Source organism: Psychrobacter okhotskensis, assembly GCF_013248965.1.
GTDB classification, from domain to species: domain Bacteria; phylum Pseudomonadota; class Gammaproteobacteria; order Pseudomonadales; family Moraxellaceae; genus Psychrobacter; species Psychrobacter okhotskensis.
In genome coordinates this window covers 55,020-75,293 of record NZ_JABRVQ010000004.1, presented here as the reverse complement: position 1 = coordinate 75,293, position 20,274 = coordinate 55,020, and the positions used below count along the sequence as shown (strand labels likewise).

Sequence of the window (20,274 nt, the reverse complement as noted above, 5' to 3'; positions counted from 1 at the left end):
CCATACTTTGATAACTGTACTTTAACAACCATGTTTGCGAAGATAGACGGTTCTGCTTAAACCATTTTTGCCATTATTTTGCTAGGCTAGTCGCTCACTTTGCATAAGCAGTTTATCTCGCGCTATCAATAACTTATCATTAATCGCCCATCATAGAATAGGTCGCATCATGAGTGCGATTCATGTTAAAATGAGCGCTTTTAAATGAGCCGTTGTTAATGAATAACAATAACGGCTTATTTTTAGTGCCACTTTTTAATTAACAGGTCTGCCCATGTCTGCCGATACCATCGCCCGCACCGCCTTTAAACAAGGCACCAAGCCACTTTACGACTACGACAAACACTGGGCGAGCTGCTACGAGCCTGCGCCTTATCTGCCGATGAGCCGTAAAGAAATGGATGATTTGGGCTGGGACGCTTGTGACGTCATCATCATCTCAGGCGATGCCTATGTCGACCATCCAAGCTTTGGCATGGCGATTATCGGCCGCTTATTAGAAGCACAAGGCTTCCGCGTCGGTATCATTGCCCAGCCAGACTGGAAGAGCAAAGATGCCTTTATGGAACTGGGCAAACCTGTCTATGCTTATGGTGTGACGGCGGGCAATATGGACAGCATGATTAACCGTTATACCGCTGATCGCAAGATTCGTAGCGATGATGCGTACTCTCCAGGCAACGTCGCCAATAAACGCCCTGACCGCGCTGCTATCGTCTATAGCCAGCGCTGCCGCGAAGCGTATCCTGATGTGCCGATTATCTTAGGCGGTATCGAAGGTAGCTTACGCCGTATCGCCCACTATGACTATTGGTCAGATAAAGTTCGCCGCAGCATATTGCTCGATGCCCGTGCCGATGTCTTATTGTATGGTAATGCTGAGCGTGCCATCGTCGATGTGGTACATGGTCTGTCGAAAGGCTATAGCTTTGAGCAAATGAGCAAATTGCGTGGTACGTCCTATCTGTTGACCCCGACGCGCCGCCATTGGCAAGCGGATATGACCGAGGTTGCCAGTAATGATGTCGATACTGTCGGCCGTGTTGATCCGATTATCAACCCATACGTCATGACCGAAGACGTGGATCAATGCTCAATCGAGCAAGAAAAGCCGAGCGACTCGCCCGTTGGGCAAGCGCTGTCAGGAATGGCTTCACAGTATCCCGGCTTTGTGTCTGAACCAGTTACCAATAAAATTATCAATGCGCATCAAGTCGATGAAGAAACGCAAGTCGTGCAAATGCGTGGCTTTAATAAGCCGATGACAGCACGCAAGCATAAACTTAAAATGCCGCCGCGTGAGCAAACCGTGATTCGTCTGCCTGATTATGAGCACGTCAAATCTGACCCTGTGCTCTATGCTCATGCGAGTCGTATCTTACATTTGGAGACCAATCCGGGCAACGCGCGCGCACTGGTGCAGCGTCATAGTAGCGGCGCTGGCAACTCACACACCTCTATTGACGTTTGGCTCAATCCACCACCGATTCCGCTCTCAACCGAAGAGATGGATTACGTATTTGACTTGCCATATGCACGCCTACCACATCCGAGCTATGGCGACGCGCGCATTCCTGCTTATGACATGATTAAGTTTTCGGTCAATATCATGCGTGGCTGCTTTGGTGGTTGTACCTTCTGCTCGATCACTGAGCACGAAGGCCGCATTATCCAAAACCGCTCAGAAGAGTCTATCTTGCGTGAAGTGGAAGCGATTCGTGATACCGCACCCAACTTCACTGGGGTGATATCGGATCTTGGTGGACCCACGGCTAATATGTATCGTCTAAACTGTAAAGACGAGACCATTGAAAAGAACTGCCGCAAGCCGTCTTGTGTCTATCCTGACGTCTGCGAAAACCTGATCACCGATCACAGTAATTTGACCAAGCTATACCGTAAAGCGCGTGATATCAAAGGCGTGAAAAAAATCCTTATCGCTTCTGGCTTGCGTTATGACTTGGCAGTAAAAGACCCTGAATATGTCAAAGAATTGGTCAGTCATCATGTCGGTGGTTATCTAAAAATCGCGCCTGAGCACTCAGAAGAAGGCGTGCTATCAAAGATGATGAAGCCGGGCATGGGTAGCTATGATAAATTCAAAGCCATGTTTGAGCAGTACAGCCAAGAGGCAGGCAAAGAGCAATATCTGATTCCTTACTTCATCGCCGCCCATCCGGGCACCAAAGATGAAGACATGATGAATCTTGCGCTTTGGCTAAAAAGTCATGGCTATCGCGCTGACCAAGTGCAGGCGTTCTATCCGAGTCCGATGGCAACGGCGACCACCATGTATCATACGCATAAAGATCCGCTGCATAAGATTAGCCGCAGTGAAGGTGACATGGATATCGTCAAGTCGGGCAAGCAGCGAAAATTGCACAAAGCGTTCTTGCGCTTTCATGATCCAAAGAACTGGGTATTATTGCGTAAAGCACTGCAAGACATGGGACGTAGTGACTTGATTGGCAAAAACCGTGGCTGCTTGATTCCGCCCTTTAACGCCAGCTTAGAAGGTCGTGATGCGGCACAAGACAGCTATCAATCAGCGCGTAAAAAGAACAGCCGCCTAGGTAATGATTCGGTGAAGCGCACCAACAATAGCTCGAGCGCTGTAAAAAACACCAAGAAGCAAGTGAGCAAAGGCAACTTCCAAACGCAGCATACGGGTCTGCCACCGCGCAAAACAAAATAATTATATTAGCAAACCAAGGTTATAAACTAAGCTTGGTTGGCAACAGCTCAACGCTCGTTATTAATAAAAATCGCCCATCAGCTTAATCGTTGATGGGCGATTTTTATTGGCTAGGTTACTCAATTATCTAAATAACGGACGACTCAGATTATAAATTACATTAGTCATCGGTTAAGTAAGAAAGCTAACAGGTAACAAACAATTTCTAACACCGCTCTGACCACGTTTTCGCTACCATGACGTCATATGCTTAACGCATTATTAAGAACAAATAAATAACCCTAGACAAATTATCATAATAGCTACTTTTGGAGAGAACCATGCACACTTTAACTAAATTCGCGACTGCCCTACCTGCCCTTGCTTTATTAAGCGCTTGTGCCACCACCGCGCCTACTACGCCAGAGTCATCAAATACGCCTGCTTCAGAAAGCGTCACTAACGCCGCTTATGACCGTATGGCACCAGCACCTTATACCTGTACTGACGACAGCACCATCATGGCAAAACAGTCAATCAATAAAAAACAAGTGATGCTAAATGCGACCTTACCTAAAGTAAACTGGGCCGACCAACCTATCATCTTAAATGGCGGCGTCCAAGGTGATACGGCAAGCTATGTCAATGAGTCAAATCCAGAAGTGGTCTATGCATGGCATATGAAAGGCGATAAAGGTATCCTTGCCATGAAGTGGGCTGACGGTAAAGAATATCAAGTAAACTGTCAGATAGGCCGATAATAATTTTGGTTTAATCGTTCATTAATAATGATAAACCTACAATTATTAAACTGAGCAATACTATAAACAGTCATCATATGGTGGCTGTTTTTTTGTGTTCATTTTTTAAGAATATGCCAGTTGCTTCGATATTTTCATATTCAATATTTTTACAACAGGCGCTTGTTTCCTCCATTTCGCTAGAGAACCGTAAAGAAAGCTGTCAAACTAGAGCATATTAATCATGACCAATAATAAAAAGGATAACTCGATGGCTAAGCGTCTAATAAGTATGATGGCAATTGCAAGTATATGGGCGCTGACAGGCTGCAATAACGCTGCCGATTCTGTTGATGCTACTGACCAAACCCCTGAGGCAGCGGCGACAGCAGCAGATTCATCGACGCCAAAAGGCGAATCAGCAGTCGGTACGATAGACTGGTCATTGGTAGACAGTGGTGAAAAGCCTGCTGACCCCACCAACTATCAGTATCCGTTTGCACTGGATAGTCAAAACGTCCGTGATTATGCGGATTATTTCAAGGTGGACGCTGCGACCGCACAGCACAATCTAACCATCAGCATGGCCAGTAACGAGGCACTATCGAAAGCCTTGGATCAGTTGAGTGAGACCTATGTCTCACATGAGGTAACCGATGGCAATGAAATGACGCTTATCATTCATACCACGCCTGATGTCGCTGCCAGTCGCTATGATTATGTGCTGTCTGATGACTTTGCCAAAGGGCTGGTACTACCTATCGTGATTCAGCCAGATGGTAAGAAAGGTGATGTGAAGGCACATGGAGAGATGGCGGAGTAGGAATTAATAGCGTGGAAGTTACTGAAGTAGTTCGTAGAATATGACCTATTATCTATGCTCAGTTTTAAGCGAGTAATATAGTTGTACTGATATACTTATAACTCGTCCCCACCTAGTAAGTTTAATGCTAAAATTCATCTTTATTTTAACTAAGAATATACCCTTATATGCAAACTGTTGATGAACTCGCTAAAGATGCATGCAATTACTGGCCATCAGATTTAGTAAAAGAGGCGGCTGATAAAAGCACTCTAATTCCTCTTCTTGAGACACAAGATACTTTTTTAAATCTTTTGAAAGTGGCTGATGCTAGTCCTTATGCGTGGAAAGAGGCGCTTATTCAAAACAAAGCATTATCAGCCAATCTTTTTCTAAAGCACCTCATGGTACTTACAGATATTGGTGGAGAACGTTTACAACGTTACTCAAAAGATTTTTTCCAGCTCTTTCCCAAACAGAAGTTAGAATTTGCATTTGATAACGTTGTCCATACCTACAAATTCAGTAAAACTGAAAAACGTATTTGGAATAATAAGAAACTAAGGGTTGAAAAGTCTCTATTACTTGAAAACCGTCAAACGTTTAACAATGATATGCTCGATGTTTGCATGTTATTGATTTGGGGAGCAAACACTACAGACCCTTCTAAATTACCAGATGAGATTTTGGAAAAAGCTATTATTGGTAGTATGATCGGAAGTCCTGAGAAATTAGAAAAATATGTTAAAGAGCGCTATCTGTTTGTTAGCCGTCAGATTGGTGGTTCTACAGCTAATGATCTTGGTTATATTTGCGAAGCTTATGTTAAAAGAAGACTCGAGGAAATGCTGCCTGATTACTATAGTTTTAATGGACATACCTTAGTAAATGTTACCTTAAATGATACAGAGCTAACTAAATTTGATCTAGTAGTTTCTAATCCAAGAACTAATCGTTCTATCGGTATAGAAGTTAGCTTCCAAGTTACTACTAACTCTGTAATTGAGAGAAAAGCACAGAATGCTAATAACAGACAGCAAATTGCACATCAGCACAATCATAAAGTTGGTTATATAATAGATGGTTCAGGTAACTTTCAAAGGAAGAGTGCTATACAAAACATATTAAATTATAGTGATTGTACTGTAAATTTTTCTGATACTGGATTACTGCAAATGGTTAATTACATAAAAGATAATATTTAATGATTAGATTTATTGATTTATTCGCTGGAACAGGTGGCATCCGACTTGGTTTCGAACAAGCTTTAGATGAGTTAAATATAAAATCCGAATGCGTGCTCAGTGCTGAAATAGACAAAGAAGCATGTAAAACTTATGAAGAAAATTTTGGTGAGAATCCATACTGTGATATTACGCAGCTATATAATGTAAAAGAATTCGATGTATTATTAGCAGGATTTCCGTGTCAAGCTTTTTCTTCTGCTGGCAAAAGATTAGGTTTTGAAGATACGAGAGGTACTCTGTTCTTCGATGTAGCGCGTTTAATCGAAAGCAATCAGCCTGCCTTATGTATACTTGAGAACGTTCGAGGATTGGTAAATCACAATAAAGGTCAAACATTTACTACTATTAAAAATGTCTTAAATGATTTGGGTTACCAGCTTGAATATAGATTACTTAACTCAAGCAACTATAACGTAGCGCAGAATCGTGTGCGGATTTATATAGTGGCAGTCAAAAACCCTACTCTTAAAGTTACGTTGCCAAATGATGTTGGGGCTGTAGATTCTCATGCATTCAAAGAAAATTTGATGAATAATGATTTATTTGACGAAAAGCAATCAGCACTAGTTAAAGACATTTTAGAATCAAATCCCAGTGCACATTATGACTGCTCTGAAGATTTTACAGCTCAATTAAAAAAAGTATTGAAAGGAGATTTAGATAAGTTACATGGTATACGTCTTATAGATAGTCGTGGGGGAAATTCTATACACTCGTGGGATCTAGGATTACGAGGTGAATGTACCAAACATGAAATTGAATTTATGGATCTGTTAATTGCTAATCGTCGAAAAAATATTTTCGGTACACATCAGGATGGAAAAGCATTGAGTAAAGCTCAGATTGCAACTTTCTATCCATATGATGACATTGATTTGGTTATCAAATCGCTACTACAAAAGCGTTATATTAAAGAAAAAGATGGTTTGTACAATTTGGTCGCAGGAAACATGTCGTTCGAAGTATTCAAATTCCTTGATCCAGATAGTATCTCAATAACTTTAACAGCGTCTGATTCCAACAGATTAGGAGTTTATCATAATGGACGTGTACGTCGTCTAACTCCTAGAGAGTGTGCAAGACTACAAGGTTTTCCCGATTCATATGTATTGCATCCTAAAGATAACTTTGCTTACAAACAGCTAGGTAATGCAGTTAGTGTACCAGTAGTAAAAGCAATCGCTAAAGATGTTTTAATTAACAACCCTAATCTTTTTAAATAAATTCTAGGATTGTTTAATAATCTTGTCAAGATACAAAGGTGCGGCTGGCTAGCATACCAAAGTATAATACATAAAGAACGAATTAAAACCACTTCATCATATAGATGATTTTATGTTTTAGGTATTTCTCAAATAATACACATAAATTTAAAATCCGTTTCTTAAAGGTGCGCGGGGCGCACCCTACACTTTTATATCCAAAGTTTTATCTTGCGCGAGTGAATAACAAAATGTCAATACGAAGCTCGAACATAACAGGAAGACTGTGCGCAAGGGACGAGCGCCGAGTAAATCATTAAAGAAAGACGGCTCATGACCCGCATATTTGCCCACTATTAAAGCCAGCGGAGCCCATCCCAGATTCTGTGTAACTGCCATTTAGATTAAATGCTTACTGATACGGTCATCAAACATAATCATAAAACGATTCAGAGCAGACGTCCAGTTACGGATTGGCATCGACCACTTTTTAGACGCCTGCTGGGTGGCTAAGTACACCACTTTGAATGCTGCCTGATCAGATGGGAACACCTTACGCTTATTCACTGCCGTCCGAATCACACTGTTTAGCGACTCTATCGCATTGGTGGTATAAATCACTTTTCTGATGTCTTTCGGATACTCAAAGAACACCGTTAAGCCCTCCCAGTTATTGCGCCAAGACTTGATGACATGCGGGTACTCTGTGCCCCAAGTCTCATCAAAGTGTTCAAGGTTAGCCTCTGCTATCTCAAGGGTATCAGCACCGTAGATGGCCTTTAAATCAGCCGCTACGGCCTTCTTATCCGTCCACGGCACAAACTTCATTGAATAGCGCACCATGTGTACGATACACAGCTGAACCTGTGCCTTTGGATAGACGGTGTTAATGGCATCAGGGAAGCCCTTTAGACCGTCAACACAAGCGATTAAGATGTCTTGTACGCCACGGTTTTGAAGCTCGGTAAGAACACCTAGCCAGAACTTAGCGCCCTCATTCTCTGATAACCACATACCAAGCAGCTCTTTTTTACCGTTAAGAGCAACACCTAGCGCTAGATAGATAGCCTTGTTGATGATCTGCTTGTCTTGACGTACTTTGACGACAATGCAGTCTAGGTAGACAATAGGATAGATGCTGCTCAGCGGTCTGTTCTGCCAAGCGGTGATGTCCTCTAATATGTTATCGGTGACTCTTGAGACAAGAGAGCTTGAGATGTCGACATCGTAGAGCTCTTTAATGCTCTCTACGATCTCAGTGGTGGTTTGACCCTTGGCGTAAAGGAATATGATTTTATCATCGAGACCTGAGATACGGGTTTGATGCTTACTAACGAGTACAGGCTCAAAGCTGCTATCACGGTCTCTTGGGGTAGAGATTTCAAGATCGCCTGTGTCACTGCGGACGGTCTTTTTAGTGTGCCCGTTACGCTTATTAGGTTTATCCGCCTTCTCATGTTTAGGGTAGCCAAGATGGTCTTCCATCTCAGCTTCTAAGGCAGTATCAATAAAGGATTGCATGAGCTGCTTTTGGAAGTCTTTGATGTCATCAAAGCTTTTCATGCTACCAGCCATTTGCTCGGCTAGTTTTTTAATGTCAGATTGAGTAGTCATTGCTTATTCTCCAGTTAGTGGATTATAAGCAGTTACACAGTTTTTAGGAAAGGCTCAGCCAGCGATGCTGAGGCCATGCTTTTTCTTTTCTGTCTTTTTGCTCTTTTAATGGCAAGGACTTGCCTTACTCCGCAACCAACGCCAAAAACTCTTCTTCACCCACCACTTTCACGTCTAGCTTTTCAGCTTTAGCCATCTTCGATCCAGCTTTATCACCTGCCAGCAACGCAGTGGTTTTCGCCGAGATGCTTCCCGAGACTTTTGCGCCGAGCGCTTGCAGTTTGGCTTTGGCTTCATCACGCGCCATGCTATCGAGGGCACCCGTAATCACCCACGTTTGCCCATCAAGTGGCAAGTCTCCAGTAGCTTTTTGCTCCACCTTATCCCAATAGACACCTGCTTCAAGCAACGAATTAATCACTTCGATATTATGCGGTGCTCGGAAAAACTCGTAAGCCAGCTCGGCAGTGATAGTACCAACATCAGGAGTTTTAATCAGGGTTTCGATATTGGCTGCCATTAGGCTATCGAGGTCACCAAATTGCTGAGCAAAGTTCTGTGCCGTGCCCTCACCCACACCGCGGATACCAAGCGCATAAATAAAACGTGCGAGCGTAGTATGCTTACTGGCTTCAATAGCATTGATGATGTTTTGTACGGACTTTTCGCCTAATTTTTCTAGCGTGACCATCTCATCTGTGTGAGTGTGCAATTGGTAAATATCTGCCACAGTTTTGACTAAACCATGCTCAAAGAAGCTAATGAGCCAGCTTGCGCCAAGCCCATCGATATCCATCGCTCGACGTGAGACAAAATGAATCAGTGCTTCTTGCTGCTGCGCAGGACAAAATAGGCCACCAGTACAGCGTGCCAATGCTTCATCTTCAGGCAGCACCACAGGAGAGTCACATACTGGACAAGTAGCAGGTAGCGTGACTGGCGCGCTATCGGCTGAGCGTTGGTCGTGCCAGACACGGGTGACTTTTGGGATGACATCGCCTGCACGGTGGACGCTGACCATATCGCCTGCGCGCACATCCAATCGCTGAATCTCACCAAAGTTATGTAGAGTGACATTACTAACCGTGACACCGCCGACTTTGACAGGTTCAAGCTTACCGACTGGCGTGATTTGACCGGTACGCCCGACTTGCCATTCGATATCGTTTAGACGGGTCATGACGGTTTCGGCAGGGAATTTATAGGCAGTCGCCCAACGCGGTTCACGCGATAAGAACCCAAGCTGCTGCTGTAGCGCAAGGCTATTGACCTTGATGACCATACCATCGATTTCAAACGGCAGATCGCTACGCCCTTCTATCACTGATTCATAGTAGGCCTGGGCGGCGCGTGGATTTGCGACTACTTCTACGGCGCTGACTGTAAATCCAAGCTCGGTAAGCCATGCCAACGCTCCTGATTGGGTGTCGATAGTGTCTGGTAAACCCTGATTGACTGAATAACCGTAGAATGCGAGTGGACGACTGGCAGCGACGGCAGGATCTAACTGACGTAAGCTACCAGCGGCGGCATTACGAGGATTGGCAAAGGTTTTATCATCGTTCTCTTCAGCCAGACGATTGAGACGCTCAAAGCCTGCTTTGGGCATGAGCACTTCACCACGTACTTCTAATAGCTCAATCTCAGCGGCATCCGCAAGCCAAAGCGGCAGATTGCGAATGGTCTTGGCATTTTGGGTGATATCCTCGCCCGTTTGCCCATCACCGCGCGTCACCGCTTGGGTAAATTGTCCATAAGCGTATTTGAGTGACACCGCCAAGCCATCAAGCTTTAGCTCCATCTCATACTCAGGATTTTTCTGCGCGTCATTAAGTCGATCATTGACGCGGCGCATAAAGTCACGCAGATCATCGTATTCAAAGACGTTGCCCAGTGATAGCATGGGGATGTCATGAGTGACTTGAGTAAAAGCAGACAGCGGCGTATCGCCAACCTGATTAATCGGACTGTCAGGCTGTACCAAATCTGGATATTGTTCTTCAATCTCAAGCAACGAGCGACGTAACTGATCGTATTCACTGTCTTCTAATATCGGATTATCGAGCACATAATAGGCATAGTTATGCGTCTTAATCGCTTCAATAAGCGCACGCATTTTTGAGACAATCTCTGCACTATTATTGGTACTACTGTCAGTCGAACTAGATACATTAGATTTGGCAGGTGCTTGGTTTTCTACTTGAGCAGATGGATTTTTAGAATTATTTGATGAGGTAGAGTCAGTCATAGTCGGCGTCTTTTTCGCAATTCAAGATGTTGATATGATAACAAGTTTGTAGGAAGCTCGGTATAGTCAATCCTATATAAATCAGATACTGTGTTAGGCTCGCTCAGTCTACTATGGTTAGCACTTTTCGGAAACTATAGCCCATTAAAAAAGGCAAATAACGTCAAGCGCTATTTGCCTTTTATACTGCTACTAATATTATCAGCCTGTATTAATTAGCTTATATTAATCAGTTAAAACTAACCTTCATAATCGCGAACTTGGTTACGCAATTGCTGCTTGTATTCAGGGGTGATTGGTTCGTTCTCTTCATCGAGCATAACGGCGTCCAAATCACTTGCCATCATATAGGCGATGCTCATCATACTATCGAAACTACGCAGCGCTTGTGGATGTGGCAAGGATAAGAAAACCACCACGCCGTTATAAGTATTGGTCGCGACGCTATGCGGGTCAAAAGGCGCGATACCACTATCAGTAATGCCCATCATACTAAACCACAGCATGCCAGTGCCGTCTTTTTGCTCGTAGCGATGGAACATATTCATCGCCCCATAGCGTAAGCCATATTTATCGATTAACGCCAATAAATCGCGACCACGTATCACTGCTGTTGGACGGTCACGGTATTGATGCGGCAAAATAGTGATATTGATATTGTCTTTGGCATTAATCAATGGACCGTTTTGCGCTTCATCAACAGGCTCTGACAGATGCTGATCCAATATCGGACTATTATTATCAAAGCTTGGCTCTTCTGCCGTATCAATCGACGGCATCAAATTGTCAGTCGCCGACATCAGGCTAGAAAAGGCATCAGGCTCTTGCTCGATTTGCATCTGCTGCGCCGTTTCTGCAAACTCGCTATTATCGCTACGCTGTTGTTCGTCCTGCCAGCGCGCATAATCGGTATCAGCCATCACGTCATGATTAACGTCATTAGTCTCACCACGCCCAACGGTCAACTGCGTATCGACAGTGGTATGCGTCTGGGTCAAAGGTTCTTCTTCGACGACGGCATCCAAATAACTGCGATCAGGACCGATGCTAGTCTCGCCAGCGACGGTATCTTCTAAGTCTGGCTCATCGACGATATTACGCTCGTGGCGCGGTATGATAGGAATACCGTTTTTATCATAATTGACCGCGGCAGCCTCAGCCGTTTTGCGGCGCTTAAAGCTGCGAATGACCATAAACAGCCCTGCGAGCACGATAAACGCGGCAATGGCAATCAATATAAACTGAATAGCGGTCATGAGAAATATATCCTAATAACTATGATAAAAGGGAATACATAAGAAGGCATAAATGGCAATATTCTAGCATGGCTGACCCATGTCGTCACCACATTGTGTATTTTATAGTCAGCAAGCTTTATTTGAGTCGTTTGCAACGATTGTGGCGTGCAATTTTATTATAGCCAATCAGTAACACTGCTATCAGTGACCATGCTAATAGTAGCGTCAACATCATTTTGTTCAATGTTAACTTGTTTAGTCTTAACTTTCTACATAACGCACCGCTTCATCAAGTGAAACACTGACTAAAGTCGAAATACCTGCGTTTGGCATGGTAATACCTTTTAGCTCATCAGCAATCTGCATCGTCAGCTTATTATGGCTGATAAAAATAAACTGCAAATCGTCTGCCAACTCATGAATCAGACTGGTAAAGCGAGCAACGTTGGCATCATCAAGTGGCGCATCAACTTCATCAAGCACGCAGAACGGCGCTGGATGCTGCTTAAATATCGCAAAAATTAAGCTTAGCGCGGTCAAGGTTTTTTCACCACCTGACAGCACAGCAAGGCGACTATTGCGCTTGCCCTTTGGTTGCGCCATTAAGGTTAGCCCTGCCCGCCACTGCTCTGACTTTGGCGCATTAGCAGGCATATCGTCAGTATTTAGCGTTAAGCTTGCTTGCCCGCCACCAAAGACTTTGGCAAATAAGTTGGCAAGCTCGCTATTGACCGCCTCAAGTGTCTGCATAAATAGCGTCTTGGTGGTTTCATCAATCGAGGCAATCGCCTCCGTTAACGTCTCCATACTAGCAGCAATGTCTGCTGTCTGCTGCGCCAGTGGCTCTAAGCGCTCATTAACTTCTGCCAATTCTGCTACTGCAGCGAGATTGACCGCGCCAATTTTACTGAGCTGCTGCTCAAGCTTTGCGCGCTCAGATTCTAATTCTGCGATTTTATCTGGACGTATACGGCGATCATGGGCTATAAAATCCGCTAATAAATTTGAGACACTAATCGGTTGCTGTGGTAACTCTTCATCAGTTTTATATCTATGCCTAATGCCATAGTAAGCTTCTAAAGCCTCTTGCGTATGAGTACTGGCATCTTCTAGACGTGCCGCGCTTAATGCCAGCTCGGTGGCAAGACGTGCAAGCTCACTTTGTTGTGTTTGCAGAGTATTTTGCAGCGTATCTAATTCATTCTGCTGCTGACTATATTCCCCTTTAAGCGCCGTTAATGCTGCCTCGCGTGTTGTTAATACTACTTGCTGCTCATCGCGTGCTTTCTGTGCTGTTTGCAATGCTGCTTGTAGTGCGGGCAGTTTACTTTGCTGCTGCTCATGACGCGCCTTTAGACTTTGCTCGCTTTGTAGCGATTTTTCATGCTGCGCAGTTGCCCGTGCAAGACTACTAGCGCTATGCTCTAAGCGCATCTCACCTTGCTGAATACGAAGCTGTAGTGCTTGCCAAGCGTCATCATCTGCCTGACGTGTGCGGGCGAGCTCACTACGCTCGGACTGTAATTGCTGACTGGTCGCACGGGCATCAGATATTTGCGGCGTCAGCGCGGCTATCTCGCTTTGGATATGCTGCTGCTCATGATTGAGGGTTTGCAATTCTTGCTCAAGCTCTTGTTGCTCTTGCTCAAGGGCTTCTTTGTCAGCATTTAGACGCTGGCTGTCTGCTTGTAGACGTTCAGCGTTGGCGCGCTGAGTGGTAAGCTGCTGCTGGTATTGATGCTTATCGCGGGTTAATTGCTCCGCTTGCGCGCGAGTTTCTTCTAAGCTGATCGTTAACGAATCATAATTGCGCTGATTATTAGCGATAGTCTTTTGCTGCTCTTGTATTTTGGTTTCAAACTCATCAAGCAGATCTTCTAATGCTTGCAAACGGCTACGTTGCTGTAAACGCTGGCTTAAGAATTGACTATTGCTCTCATTTTGACCATCTTGCGCCCCAATAAATTTACTGAGACTTATCGTACCCTGACGACTGATAAGCCAGCCGTCCGAGGTTAGCAGAATTGCTGATGATGGTAATATTTTCAGAATATCAGCGAGCGCGTCAAGAGTCTGATTATTAGTGACCTCAGATTGTGCGACATATAAATAACATTGCTGCCAAAGCGCTAAGTTAGGTGCAGTAATCAGCTGTGATAAAGGCAGTATTGTATCAGTCAAACCGTCAGGCAATTCGCTAACAATTGGCTTTGCGTTTACATCACTTTGCTTAGCAGATAGCCACAGGCTATGACCATTTTCTATTGAAAAATTGTCCTGTTTATTAATCTGTTCGTTTTGCGCAGTCTGATAAGTAAATAAAGCTGTTAAATCATACTCAAGCGCTTGCCATAAGCTATTCTCTTTTTCAACGTCGCTGTTAACTTTTTCATTACTTGATTGTTTAGATATCAGCACATGACTATCGAGCCATAACGCCATTACGCTATCAAGTAACTCTGCATGCTGCTGACCTTTTGCGCTTAGTTCAATCTGCTCACGTAAGGTGGTGATAGCTAAGTCGTTATAGTCGTTGGCTATTTCATTTTCTAAAACAGTTTTTAAATTGTCAGTTCCTGAAATAGATGCTTGCTGTTGCGACTTTGGTGTGGGCTTAGGATGTAATATCTGATGTAGAGTATCGTACTCACCTGCTAAGACTGCGTGACGTTTTTCATCCTCGCTCAACTCGCGTTGCTGAGTTATCAAGCGTTGTTGTAAATCATGCGCTTGCGGTTGTAACTCAGACAGGCGTTCATCAACGCTATCTTGCTGGCGTTCAATCTGCTGCAACTGTTTATTTAGCTCAGTCACTTGCGTCTCTAATGTGCGCTGCAAATTGTTCGCATCAACCTGCTCTTGTCCATTACCATCAGCCTTGTCAGTATTGACAGCTGGTGCTAGTGACTGTTGTAGTTGCTGCCATAAATTCTGCCAGTTTTGCTGGCGACGCTGCCATTTCTCATGGTTTTGCTGATGACGTTTTTGCGCTTGGCTATTAATCGCTTGCTGCTGCTCAAGCGTACGCGCATTATCTTGCAGGCGTGACAGCTTGTTTTGCGCTTCATGCCATGCGCGCTGCAACGGTTGCTCATTGCGTTTATACGTGTCACGTTTATTTGTCAGTTCAATTAGCTGCGGACGCAATTCTTCTAGCACGTTTTGCTGCTCAGCTTGCTCAGCTTTTAAACGCTCAATCTCATCGACTGCTTGCCCACGCTGCTGATCCAAGCTGGTAAGTTGCTGTGCGATAACGTTTAATTGTGATTTGGCATCGCTAAGCTCATGCTCAGCTTGTTGATAGCTTAGCTGCTGCTGATAATGGCTGCTTTGGGCGTCGTCTTTTAGCCACTGTTCTTGATTGATATGCGCTGCAAGCTTATCTTGCTTAGCTTTTAGAGTCTCATAGCTGGCTTGTAGTGTGGCGACCTCATTAGCACTACGTTCATGGGCGATTTTTTGCTGCTGCTGATTATGCTTGGCTTGATATAGCTGCTGAATGGCAAATTGTTGTTTAATATCAGCAAGTGTTAACGCTAACTCTTCGTAACGCTCAGCACTGGCGGCTTGCTTAGATAAGCGTTTTTGTTGGCTCACCAGCTCGCTTTGCATATCATGCAGACGTGCTAAATTATCCTGCGTCTTCTCAAGCTTCTTTTGCGTCTCTTCACGACGCGCTTGATAGCGTGAAACTCCCGCTGCCTCTTCGATAAATTCACGCAGCTGCAACGGGCTAGATTCAACAATACGCCCAATCATGCCCTGCTCGATGACCGCATAACTGCGCGCGCCAAGCCCAGTTCCCAAGAATACATCGACCACATCACGGCGACGACAGCGCGTACCATTGATGAAATAGTCCGAGCGACCCTCTAAATTTACCTGACGGCGGACGGACAGCTCTTGATAGAGATTAAACTCATGGCGAATACCCGTCTGCTCGTCTTGCGTATGCTCAAAAGTCAGCTCAACACTGGCAACACTTTTGGCGGATTTATCTTGCGTGCCGGCAAAGATGACATCACTCATTGCCCCGCCACGTAACTGCTTGGCAGAGGTCTCACCAAGCACCCAGCGAATGGCATCAATGACGTTGGATTTGCCACAGCCATTCGGCCCGACAATGGCGGTGATTCCATGACGGAAGGTAAAAGTCGTTGGATTGGCAAAGGATTTAAAGCCTGCCAGCTTGAGAGATTTTAGGCGCATGAAGGATCAGTAAATATGGCGAAAACAGGCGGCTATTCTACCTGAAATTGTGACGGATTTTTAGGGTTTGTGAAGGATGCTATAATAGGGCTGAAATAATAATCATTCATATAACTATCAAAAAATAAGAGTATAAAAATGCCTAACTATAATCCGCAAGAATTACAACAAAAATATGAAGAATGGTGTGAGCTGCATCGTAAGCAGCTTGAAGCGCAGCAGCAGTTCTTAAAAGCTGAAGCATTGCAAAACGAGTTGAAAGATTATTATCTCAATCCGCAATGGATGACAGACCGTGAAGCGAACCTGCCTATTGAGCACTCGGGTAAAGCGCACTCAATCTTTAGTGAAGATGCGCTATGGAGCATGCTCAGCGACCATGATGATTTAGCAAGAAAGTGGATGCGTCTAGGGCTTGATGCGATTGATAAGAAATAGGATTTCTTTAAAATTAATAAAAGATAGTAAATAAATAAAGATACTTCTAAGGAGTGGCTATTTGTGTATATTCATTAGCATATTGTTTGATAACCTTTAATAGTTTGTCAGCCTCTCTATCAAATGCCTGTTTAATGATCTCACATTGCTCAAAACTACCAGCATATAGTTCAGTGTATAAGTCGATAAGTTGCTTAGAGAACTTTTTATAGTCCTCCTCTAATAATGGGAAGTGCAACATAATCAATGTTTCTACTTCTGTCATCAACATCATAAACGTCTCTATGGGAACGATTAAACTTTCACCTCTAGAGCGAAAGTAGATACCCTCGTGAACCATATAGGTTAATTTATATAATTTGATAATCAACTGCTCATATTTCTCTCGTTTAAATACTTGTATTTCTTTTTTATATTCTAGTCCTAACTTTAGAAGATCACGCTTGTGGTTTTGCCAATTTAATATAGAACTCGTTGCAAATGAAATTGCTCCCCCTAAAGCAACACTTAGAAGACTCACTAATACTACATCCATTCATCACCTTCCTAAAAACACTGCCTAAGTTAGAGTTTAAATTTCTAGAGAATTCCAATCCCGCTTAACAAAAGCTGCCCGCCAGCAAATAATAACAATATGCCAAAGGCACGCTTAAGCGTGAGCGCGGGCAGTACGTGGGCAAGCTTGGCACCGACTTTTGCCATCGCAAAGCTAGCGACGGAAATACATAAAAACCCAGTGATATGCACAAAGCCTATCGTACCTTCAGGCAGATTGACCACGTCTTGACCAAACCATGCAAAGCCTGCCGCGCCAGCCAATGCAATCGGTAGCCCGCAAGCGGCTGAAGTGCCGACCGCTTGCTTCATCGGCAGTCCCGCCCAGTTTAAAAACGGTACCGTCAAACTGCCACCACCAATCCCAAAAATAGACGATGCCATACCAATACCTGCTCCTGCGCCAAACTGTACACTAGCAGGCGGTAACGGCTTACCTAACTGCTCTTTGTTAGAGAAGAACAACATCTTTAAAGCGACCAATAACGCCCCGACACCGATGATGGCTTGTAATACCTTACCGTCAATCATATCGGCAATGCCTGCCCCGACCAAACTGCCGATGACCAAGCCCAACGCCATTTTGCGCCATACTTCCCAGCGTACACCGCCGCGCTTATTATGCGCAGTCAATGAGCTAATCGAAGTCACAACGATGGTCGCCAGTGACGTGCCAATCGCCAAATGAGTCACCACTTCAGGAGGGAAATGATACGCAGTAAAAATCCATACCAATGCTGGTACGATAATCATGCCGCCGCCGACGCCAAACAAACCTGCGCTGACCCCAGCAAACGCCCCTGCAATGACAAACCACACATACAACATCATAGTACTACCTTTTATAATGGTTATTTTTAGATGATAATAACCAGCGCCTGCACGTCATTAGCATCTAAGTCGTGACAATTCTGCCGATGGCTGTCATTCTTAACAATGGCCTTAGTATATCAAATGCTATCTTAAAGACTCTATCAAACAGTATATGAACTACAGCGACTAAATTTATGCCGTTATCTATATCTATGCCGTCACCAGCCAATTATTCCGTCCATTTACCCGAACTTACCCATCGTCATGTGACCAGCAGCGCCTCTACCAATAGTGAGCTGATAGACGCTGTGCAAGATGGCACGCTGGATGCTACTAAGTTGCAGCTACTAACAGCTGAAACCCAGAGTGCAGGACGCGGACAGCGAGGTCGCTCATGGCAATCACCGCGCGGTAATGTCTATCTGTCGTTATACCACCCAGTACACATGCCCATTAGCGGTTTGTTATCGTTAATCATCGGCGTTGAGCTGGCAAAAACGCCTGTTATCCAAACATTGAATGAGAAATTACGCGCGCAAGGTTTAACCCCTATCGGCGTAAAATGGGCCAATGACTTGGGCTTTTATCAAAATTCATCTGAAGCAGATAAAGCTGAACCAGACACGCAAATTATCCAATTTAATAAGCTTGCAGGTATTTTAATTGAACCAGTTTGGAAGGCAGGAAAATTGGTCGGCGTGGTCATGGGCGTTGGACTTAATGTACAAGCTGCGCCAAAGCTAACCGCGCAAACTTGTGAAGGCATGAGCTATCAAGCAATTAGCTTGCAAGATATTTATGAAATGCTGGCGTCAGATAACGCTAACAGTCTACCAACCTTACAGATGCTTTATCAGCAAATTAGTGAAGCACTACTGGCAGCTATAACGCGCTTTGAGCATTTTGATATCGAAAGGCCAACTGGGCATACTTACTATTTAGATAACTTTTTGCAAGAGTTTGCAAGGATGGATGCACTGGCAGGTCTGCGATTACGGGTCACCCAAGACCATGATGATAATTCGCATGTAATCACTGGTGACGCCTGCAGTATTGATACAAACGGCTGTTTGCAATTGCGTGAAGATAACGGTAAGATTTCTGCGCTTTTTACCGGTCGTATTGATGTGATTCATGAGGCTTAGACCGCCTACTTAACGAGCACCATATAAAGGGATTTTTATGCTCTGGTTAGATCTTGGTAATACCCGTCTAAAATACTGGCTCACCGATGATATCGGACAAATAGTCGCGCACGATGCCAAGCAGCATTTGCAAGCGCCTGCCGAATTACTCATGGGTCTAACCGATCGTTTTGAGCGTTATGCGCCCGACTTTATCGGTATCTCGTCAGTACTAGGTGACGAGCTGAACGTAAAAGTCTCAGAGACTTTGAGTCGTCTAGATATTCCGTTTGAGTTTGTCCATGTTGATGCTGCACACCCTTTGATGCGTAGCGCCTACAATGACGAGCAGCTCGGCTGCGATCGTTGGCTACAGATGCTGGGCGCAGTTGATAAGAAAAAGCGTCAATGTGTGATTGGTTGCGGTACAGCGGTGACGATTGATTTGATTGATCACGCGGAGCATTTAGGCGGTTATATTTTCCCCAGTATTTACCTGCAACGTGAATCACTATTTTCAGGCACCAAGCAAATTACCATCTCTAATGGTACTTTTGATAGCGTCAGTCAGGGAGTTACCACGCAAGATGCGGTCCATCGTGGGATATTATTGTCCATCGTTGGTGCGATCAATGAGATCAGTAACCGTCATCCAAATTTTGAAGTCATTATGACGGGTGGTGATGCAGCGATTATCTCGCAGCACGTCAACCGTCCAGTACGCTTGCGTGATGATTTATTGTTAAATGGCTTGGCACGATATTTTGATCATAGTAAACAGACATAGCAATTTTAATCTAAGATTTTTATAAGATATAAAATAAACATAAAAAAAGCAGTACGTTTTAAGCGTACTGCTTTTTTTGGTTTAAATACGTCTAACTTCTCTATTACTACCTATGGCACTGTAAAAATGATAGGTAAGCTAAAACTTGCTCTTACGGCTTTTCCTTTAACCATGACTGGTTTCATTCTGCCGCTTCTTACCTGTCGAATAGCATTCTCATCCAAGCATTGATTACCGCTGCTTTTTTTGACTTGTACTCTAGTAATTTTGCCTTGTTTATCAACCGATCCATCTAACAAGAGAGTGAGCTTATCGCCGGTACTCATAGTGTTTATACAATGAGATTCGATTCTCAAAATAGGTCTTACCACCCAATTTGCATTGCTAATAGAAATTTGAGTAACGGGTTCAGAATTAGACAAATCAACCAACTCTGCCTGTGCAGGCGACATACTCACTGTCATCGTAAACAATGCAAATAAACTGACTAACAGGCCATAAGCACTGATAGATTTTATACTGGTTCGAAAAGGAGAAGATGTATTAAAAGCTAAGTTAGTATGTAGTTTGCGAATCATTATAA

Annotated in this window: 15 protein-coding genes; 8 read left to right on the top strand and 7 right to left on the bottom strand. The window is 44.0% G+C overall.

The genetic code is table 11. The annotated features are described in order from the left end of the window. Nucleotides 1–274: 274 nt before the first annotated feature. The 5 genes from HQR03_RS03440 to dcm all read left to right on the top strand — a co-directional run bounded on the left by HQR03_RS03440 (nucleotide 275) and on the right by dcm (nucleotide 6,686). The gene (locus HQR03_RS03440) at nucleotides 275–2,695 is read left to right on the top strand and encodes a YgiQ family radical SAM protein (RefSeq protein WP_173239143.1); all 2,421 of its coding nucleotides are present in this window, start codon (nucleotides 275–277) and stop codon (nucleotides 2,693–2,695) included. 320 nt (nucleotides 2,696–3,015) lie between these two features. Beyond that, the gene (locus tag HQR03_RS03435; RefSeq protein ID WP_173239142.1) at nucleotides 3,016–3,435 is read left to right on the top strand and encodes a hypothetical protein; all 420 of its coding nucleotides are present in this window, start codon (nucleotides 3,016–3,018) and stop codon (nucleotides 3,433–3,435) included. A gap of 250 nt (nucleotides 3,436–3,685) precedes the next feature. After that, a complete protein-coding gene (locus HQR03_RS03430; protein ID WP_173239141.1) occupies nucleotides 3,686–4,237 on the top strand; it encodes a hypothetical protein in 552 nt (183 codons plus the stop codon). Between the two features lie 167 nt (nucleotides 4,238–4,404). Beyond that, the gene (locus HQR03_RS03425) at nucleotides 4,405–5,421 is read left to right on the top strand and encodes a hypothetical protein (protein ID WP_173239140.1); all 1,017 of its coding nucleotides are present in this window, start codon (nucleotides 4,405–4,407) and stop codon (nucleotides 5,419–5,421) included. Beyond that, complete coding sequence (gene dcm, locus HQR03_RS03420) at nucleotides 5,421–6,686, top strand: DNA (cytosine-5-)-methyltransferase (protein WP_173239139.1); 1,266 nt, start codon at nucleotides 5,421–5,423, stop codon at nucleotides 6,684–6,686. Before HQR03_RS03425 ends, dcm begins: the two co-directional genes overlap by 1 nt. 378 nt (nucleotides 6,687–7,064) lie before the next feature. Here dcm and HQR03_RS03415 read toward each other — a convergent pair whose 3' ends face one another. The 4 genes from HQR03_RS03415 to HQR03_RS03400 form a co-directional block, all read right to left on the bottom strand. Further along, a complete protein-coding gene (locus HQR03_RS03415; RefSeq protein WP_173239138.1) occupies nucleotides 7,065–8,279 on the bottom strand; it encodes an IS256 family transposase in 1,215 nt (404 codons plus the stop codon). Nucleotides 8,280–8,403: 124 nt separating this feature from the next. Next, on the bottom strand, nucleotides 8,404–10,395 hold the full coding sequence (ligA, locus tag HQR03_RS03410; RefSeq protein WP_173239203.1) for an NAD-dependent DNA ligase LigA: 1,992 nt from the start codon (nucleotides 10,393–10,395) through the stop codon (nucleotides 8,404–8,406). A 371-nt stretch (nucleotides 10,396–10,766) separates the two neighbouring features. Continuing rightward, nucleotides 10,767–11,783, bottom strand: coding sequence for a cell division protein ZipA (locus HQR03_RS03405; protein ID WP_173239137.1), 1,017 nt, complete (start codon nucleotides 11,781–11,783; stop codon nucleotides 10,767–10,769). 243 nt (nucleotides 11,784–12,026) lie between these two features. Next, on the bottom strand, nucleotides 12,027–15,974 hold the full coding sequence (locus HQR03_RS03400) for an AAA family ATPase (protein ID WP_173239136.1): 3,948 nt from the start codon (nucleotides 15,972–15,974) through the stop codon (nucleotides 12,027–12,029). Between the two features lie 138 nt (nucleotides 15,975–16,112). Between HQR03_RS03400 and HQR03_RS03395 the strand changes: the two genes are divergently transcribed. Continuing rightward, complete coding sequence (locus tag HQR03_RS03395) at nucleotides 16,113–16,412, top strand: DUF4298 domain-containing protein (protein WP_173239135.1); 300 nt, start codon at nucleotides 16,113–16,115, stop codon at nucleotides 16,410–16,412. A gap of 46 nt (nucleotides 16,413–16,458) precedes the next feature. Here HQR03_RS03395 and HQR03_RS03390 read toward each other — a convergent pair whose 3' ends face one another. Both HQR03_RS03390 and HQR03_RS03385 read right to left on the bottom strand, forming a co-directional pair. Then, a complete protein-coding gene (locus HQR03_RS03390; protein WP_173239134.1) occupies nucleotides 16,459–16,947 on the bottom strand; it encodes a hypothetical protein in 489 nt (162 codons plus the stop codon). Nucleotides 16,948–16,991: 44 nt separating this feature from the next. Continuing rightward, entirely contained in the window at nucleotides 16,992–17,795 is an 804-nt protein-coding gene (locus tag HQR03_RS03385; RefSeq protein WP_173239202.1) for a sulfite exporter TauE/SafE family protein, read from the bottom strand. Between the two features lie 179 nt (nucleotides 17,796–17,974). On the opposite strand from HQR03_RS03385, the gene HQR03_RS03380 reads away from it, so the two are divergent. Together HQR03_RS03380 and HQR03_RS03375 are read left to right on the top strand one after the other, a co-directional pair. After that, a complete protein-coding gene (locus HQR03_RS03380; protein WP_173239133.1) occupies nucleotides 17,975–18,925 on the top strand; it encodes a biotin--[acetyl-CoA-carboxylase] ligase in 951 nt (316 codons plus the stop codon). 37 nt (nucleotides 18,926–18,962) lie between these two features. After that, nucleotides 18,963–19,691 carry a pantothenate kinase gene (locus tag HQR03_RS03375; protein WP_173239132.1) on the top strand — a complete coding sequence of 243 codons (729 nt, stop codon included), beginning with the start codon at nucleotides 18,963–18,965 and terminating at the stop codon, nucleotides 19,689–19,691. Between the two features lie 110 nt (nucleotides 19,692–19,801). Here the strand turns inward: HQR03_RS03375 and HQR03_RS03370 are convergent, their stop codons facing one another. Then, the gene (locus HQR03_RS03370; RefSeq protein WP_101211778.1) at nucleotides 19,802–20,269 is read right to left on the bottom strand and encodes an energy transducer TonB; all 468 of its coding nucleotides are present in this window, start codon (nucleotides 20,267–20,269) and stop codon (nucleotides 19,802–19,804) included. Nucleotides 20,270–20,274 lie beyond the last annotated feature (5 nt).

Bases quoted from the DNA above. Each gene is read 5' to 3' on its own strand.
- HQR03_RS03440 (WP_173239143.1), top strand. From the start codon at position 275: ATGTCTGCCGATACCATCGCCCGCACCGCCTTTAAACAAGGCACCAAG.
- HQR03_RS03435 (WP_173239142.1), top strand. From the start codon at position 3,016: ATGCACACTTTAACTAAATTCGCGACTGCCCTACCTGCCCTTGCTTTA.
- HQR03_RS03430 (WP_173239141.1), top strand. From the start codon at position 3,686: ATGGCTAAGCGTCTAATAAGTATGATGGCAATTGCAAGTATATGGGCG.
- HQR03_RS03425 (WP_173239140.1), top strand. From the start codon at position 4,405: ATGCAAACTGTTGATGAACTCGCTAAAGATGCATGCAATTACTGGCCA.
- dcm (WP_173239139.1), top strand. From the start codon at position 5,421: ATGATTAGATTTATTGATTTATTCGCTGGAACAGGTGGCATCCGACTT.
- HQR03_RS03415 (WP_173239138.1), bottom strand. From the start codon at position 8,279: ATGACTACTCAATCTGACATTAAAAAACTAGCCGAGCAAATGGCTGGT.
- ligA (WP_173239203.1), bottom strand. From the start codon at position 10,395: ATGCGTGCGCTTATTGAAGCGATTAAGACGCATAACTATGCCTATTAT.
- HQR03_RS03405 (WP_173239137.1), bottom strand. From the start codon at position 11,783: ATGACCGCTATTCAGTTTATATTGATTGCCATTGCCGCGTTTATCGTG.
- HQR03_RS03400 (WP_173239136.1), bottom strand. From the start codon at position 15,974: ATGCGCCTAAAATCTCTCAAGCTGGCAGGCTTTAAATCCTTTGCCAAT.
- HQR03_RS03395 (WP_173239135.1), top strand. From the start codon at position 16,113: ATGCCTAACTATAATCCGCAAGAATTACAACAAAAATATGAAGAATGG.
- HQR03_RS03390 (WP_173239134.1), bottom strand. From the start codon at position 16,947: ATGGATGTAGTATTAGTGAGTCTTCTAAGTGTTGCTTTAGGGGGAGCA.
- HQR03_RS03385 (WP_173239202.1), bottom strand. From the start codon at position 17,795: ATGTTGTATGTGTGGTTTGTCATTGCAGGGGCGTTTGCTGGGGTCAGC.
- HQR03_RS03380 (WP_173239133.1), top strand. From the start codon at position 17,975: ATGCCGTTATCTATATCTATGCCGTCACCAGCCAATTATTCCGTCCAT.
- HQR03_RS03375 (WP_173239132.1), top strand. From the start codon at position 18,963: ATGCTCTGGTTAGATCTTGGTAATACCCGTCTAAAATACTGGCTCACC.
- HQR03_RS03370 (WP_101211778.1), bottom strand. From the start codon at position 20,269: ATGATTCGCAAACTACATACTAACTTAGCTTTTAATACATCTTCTCCT.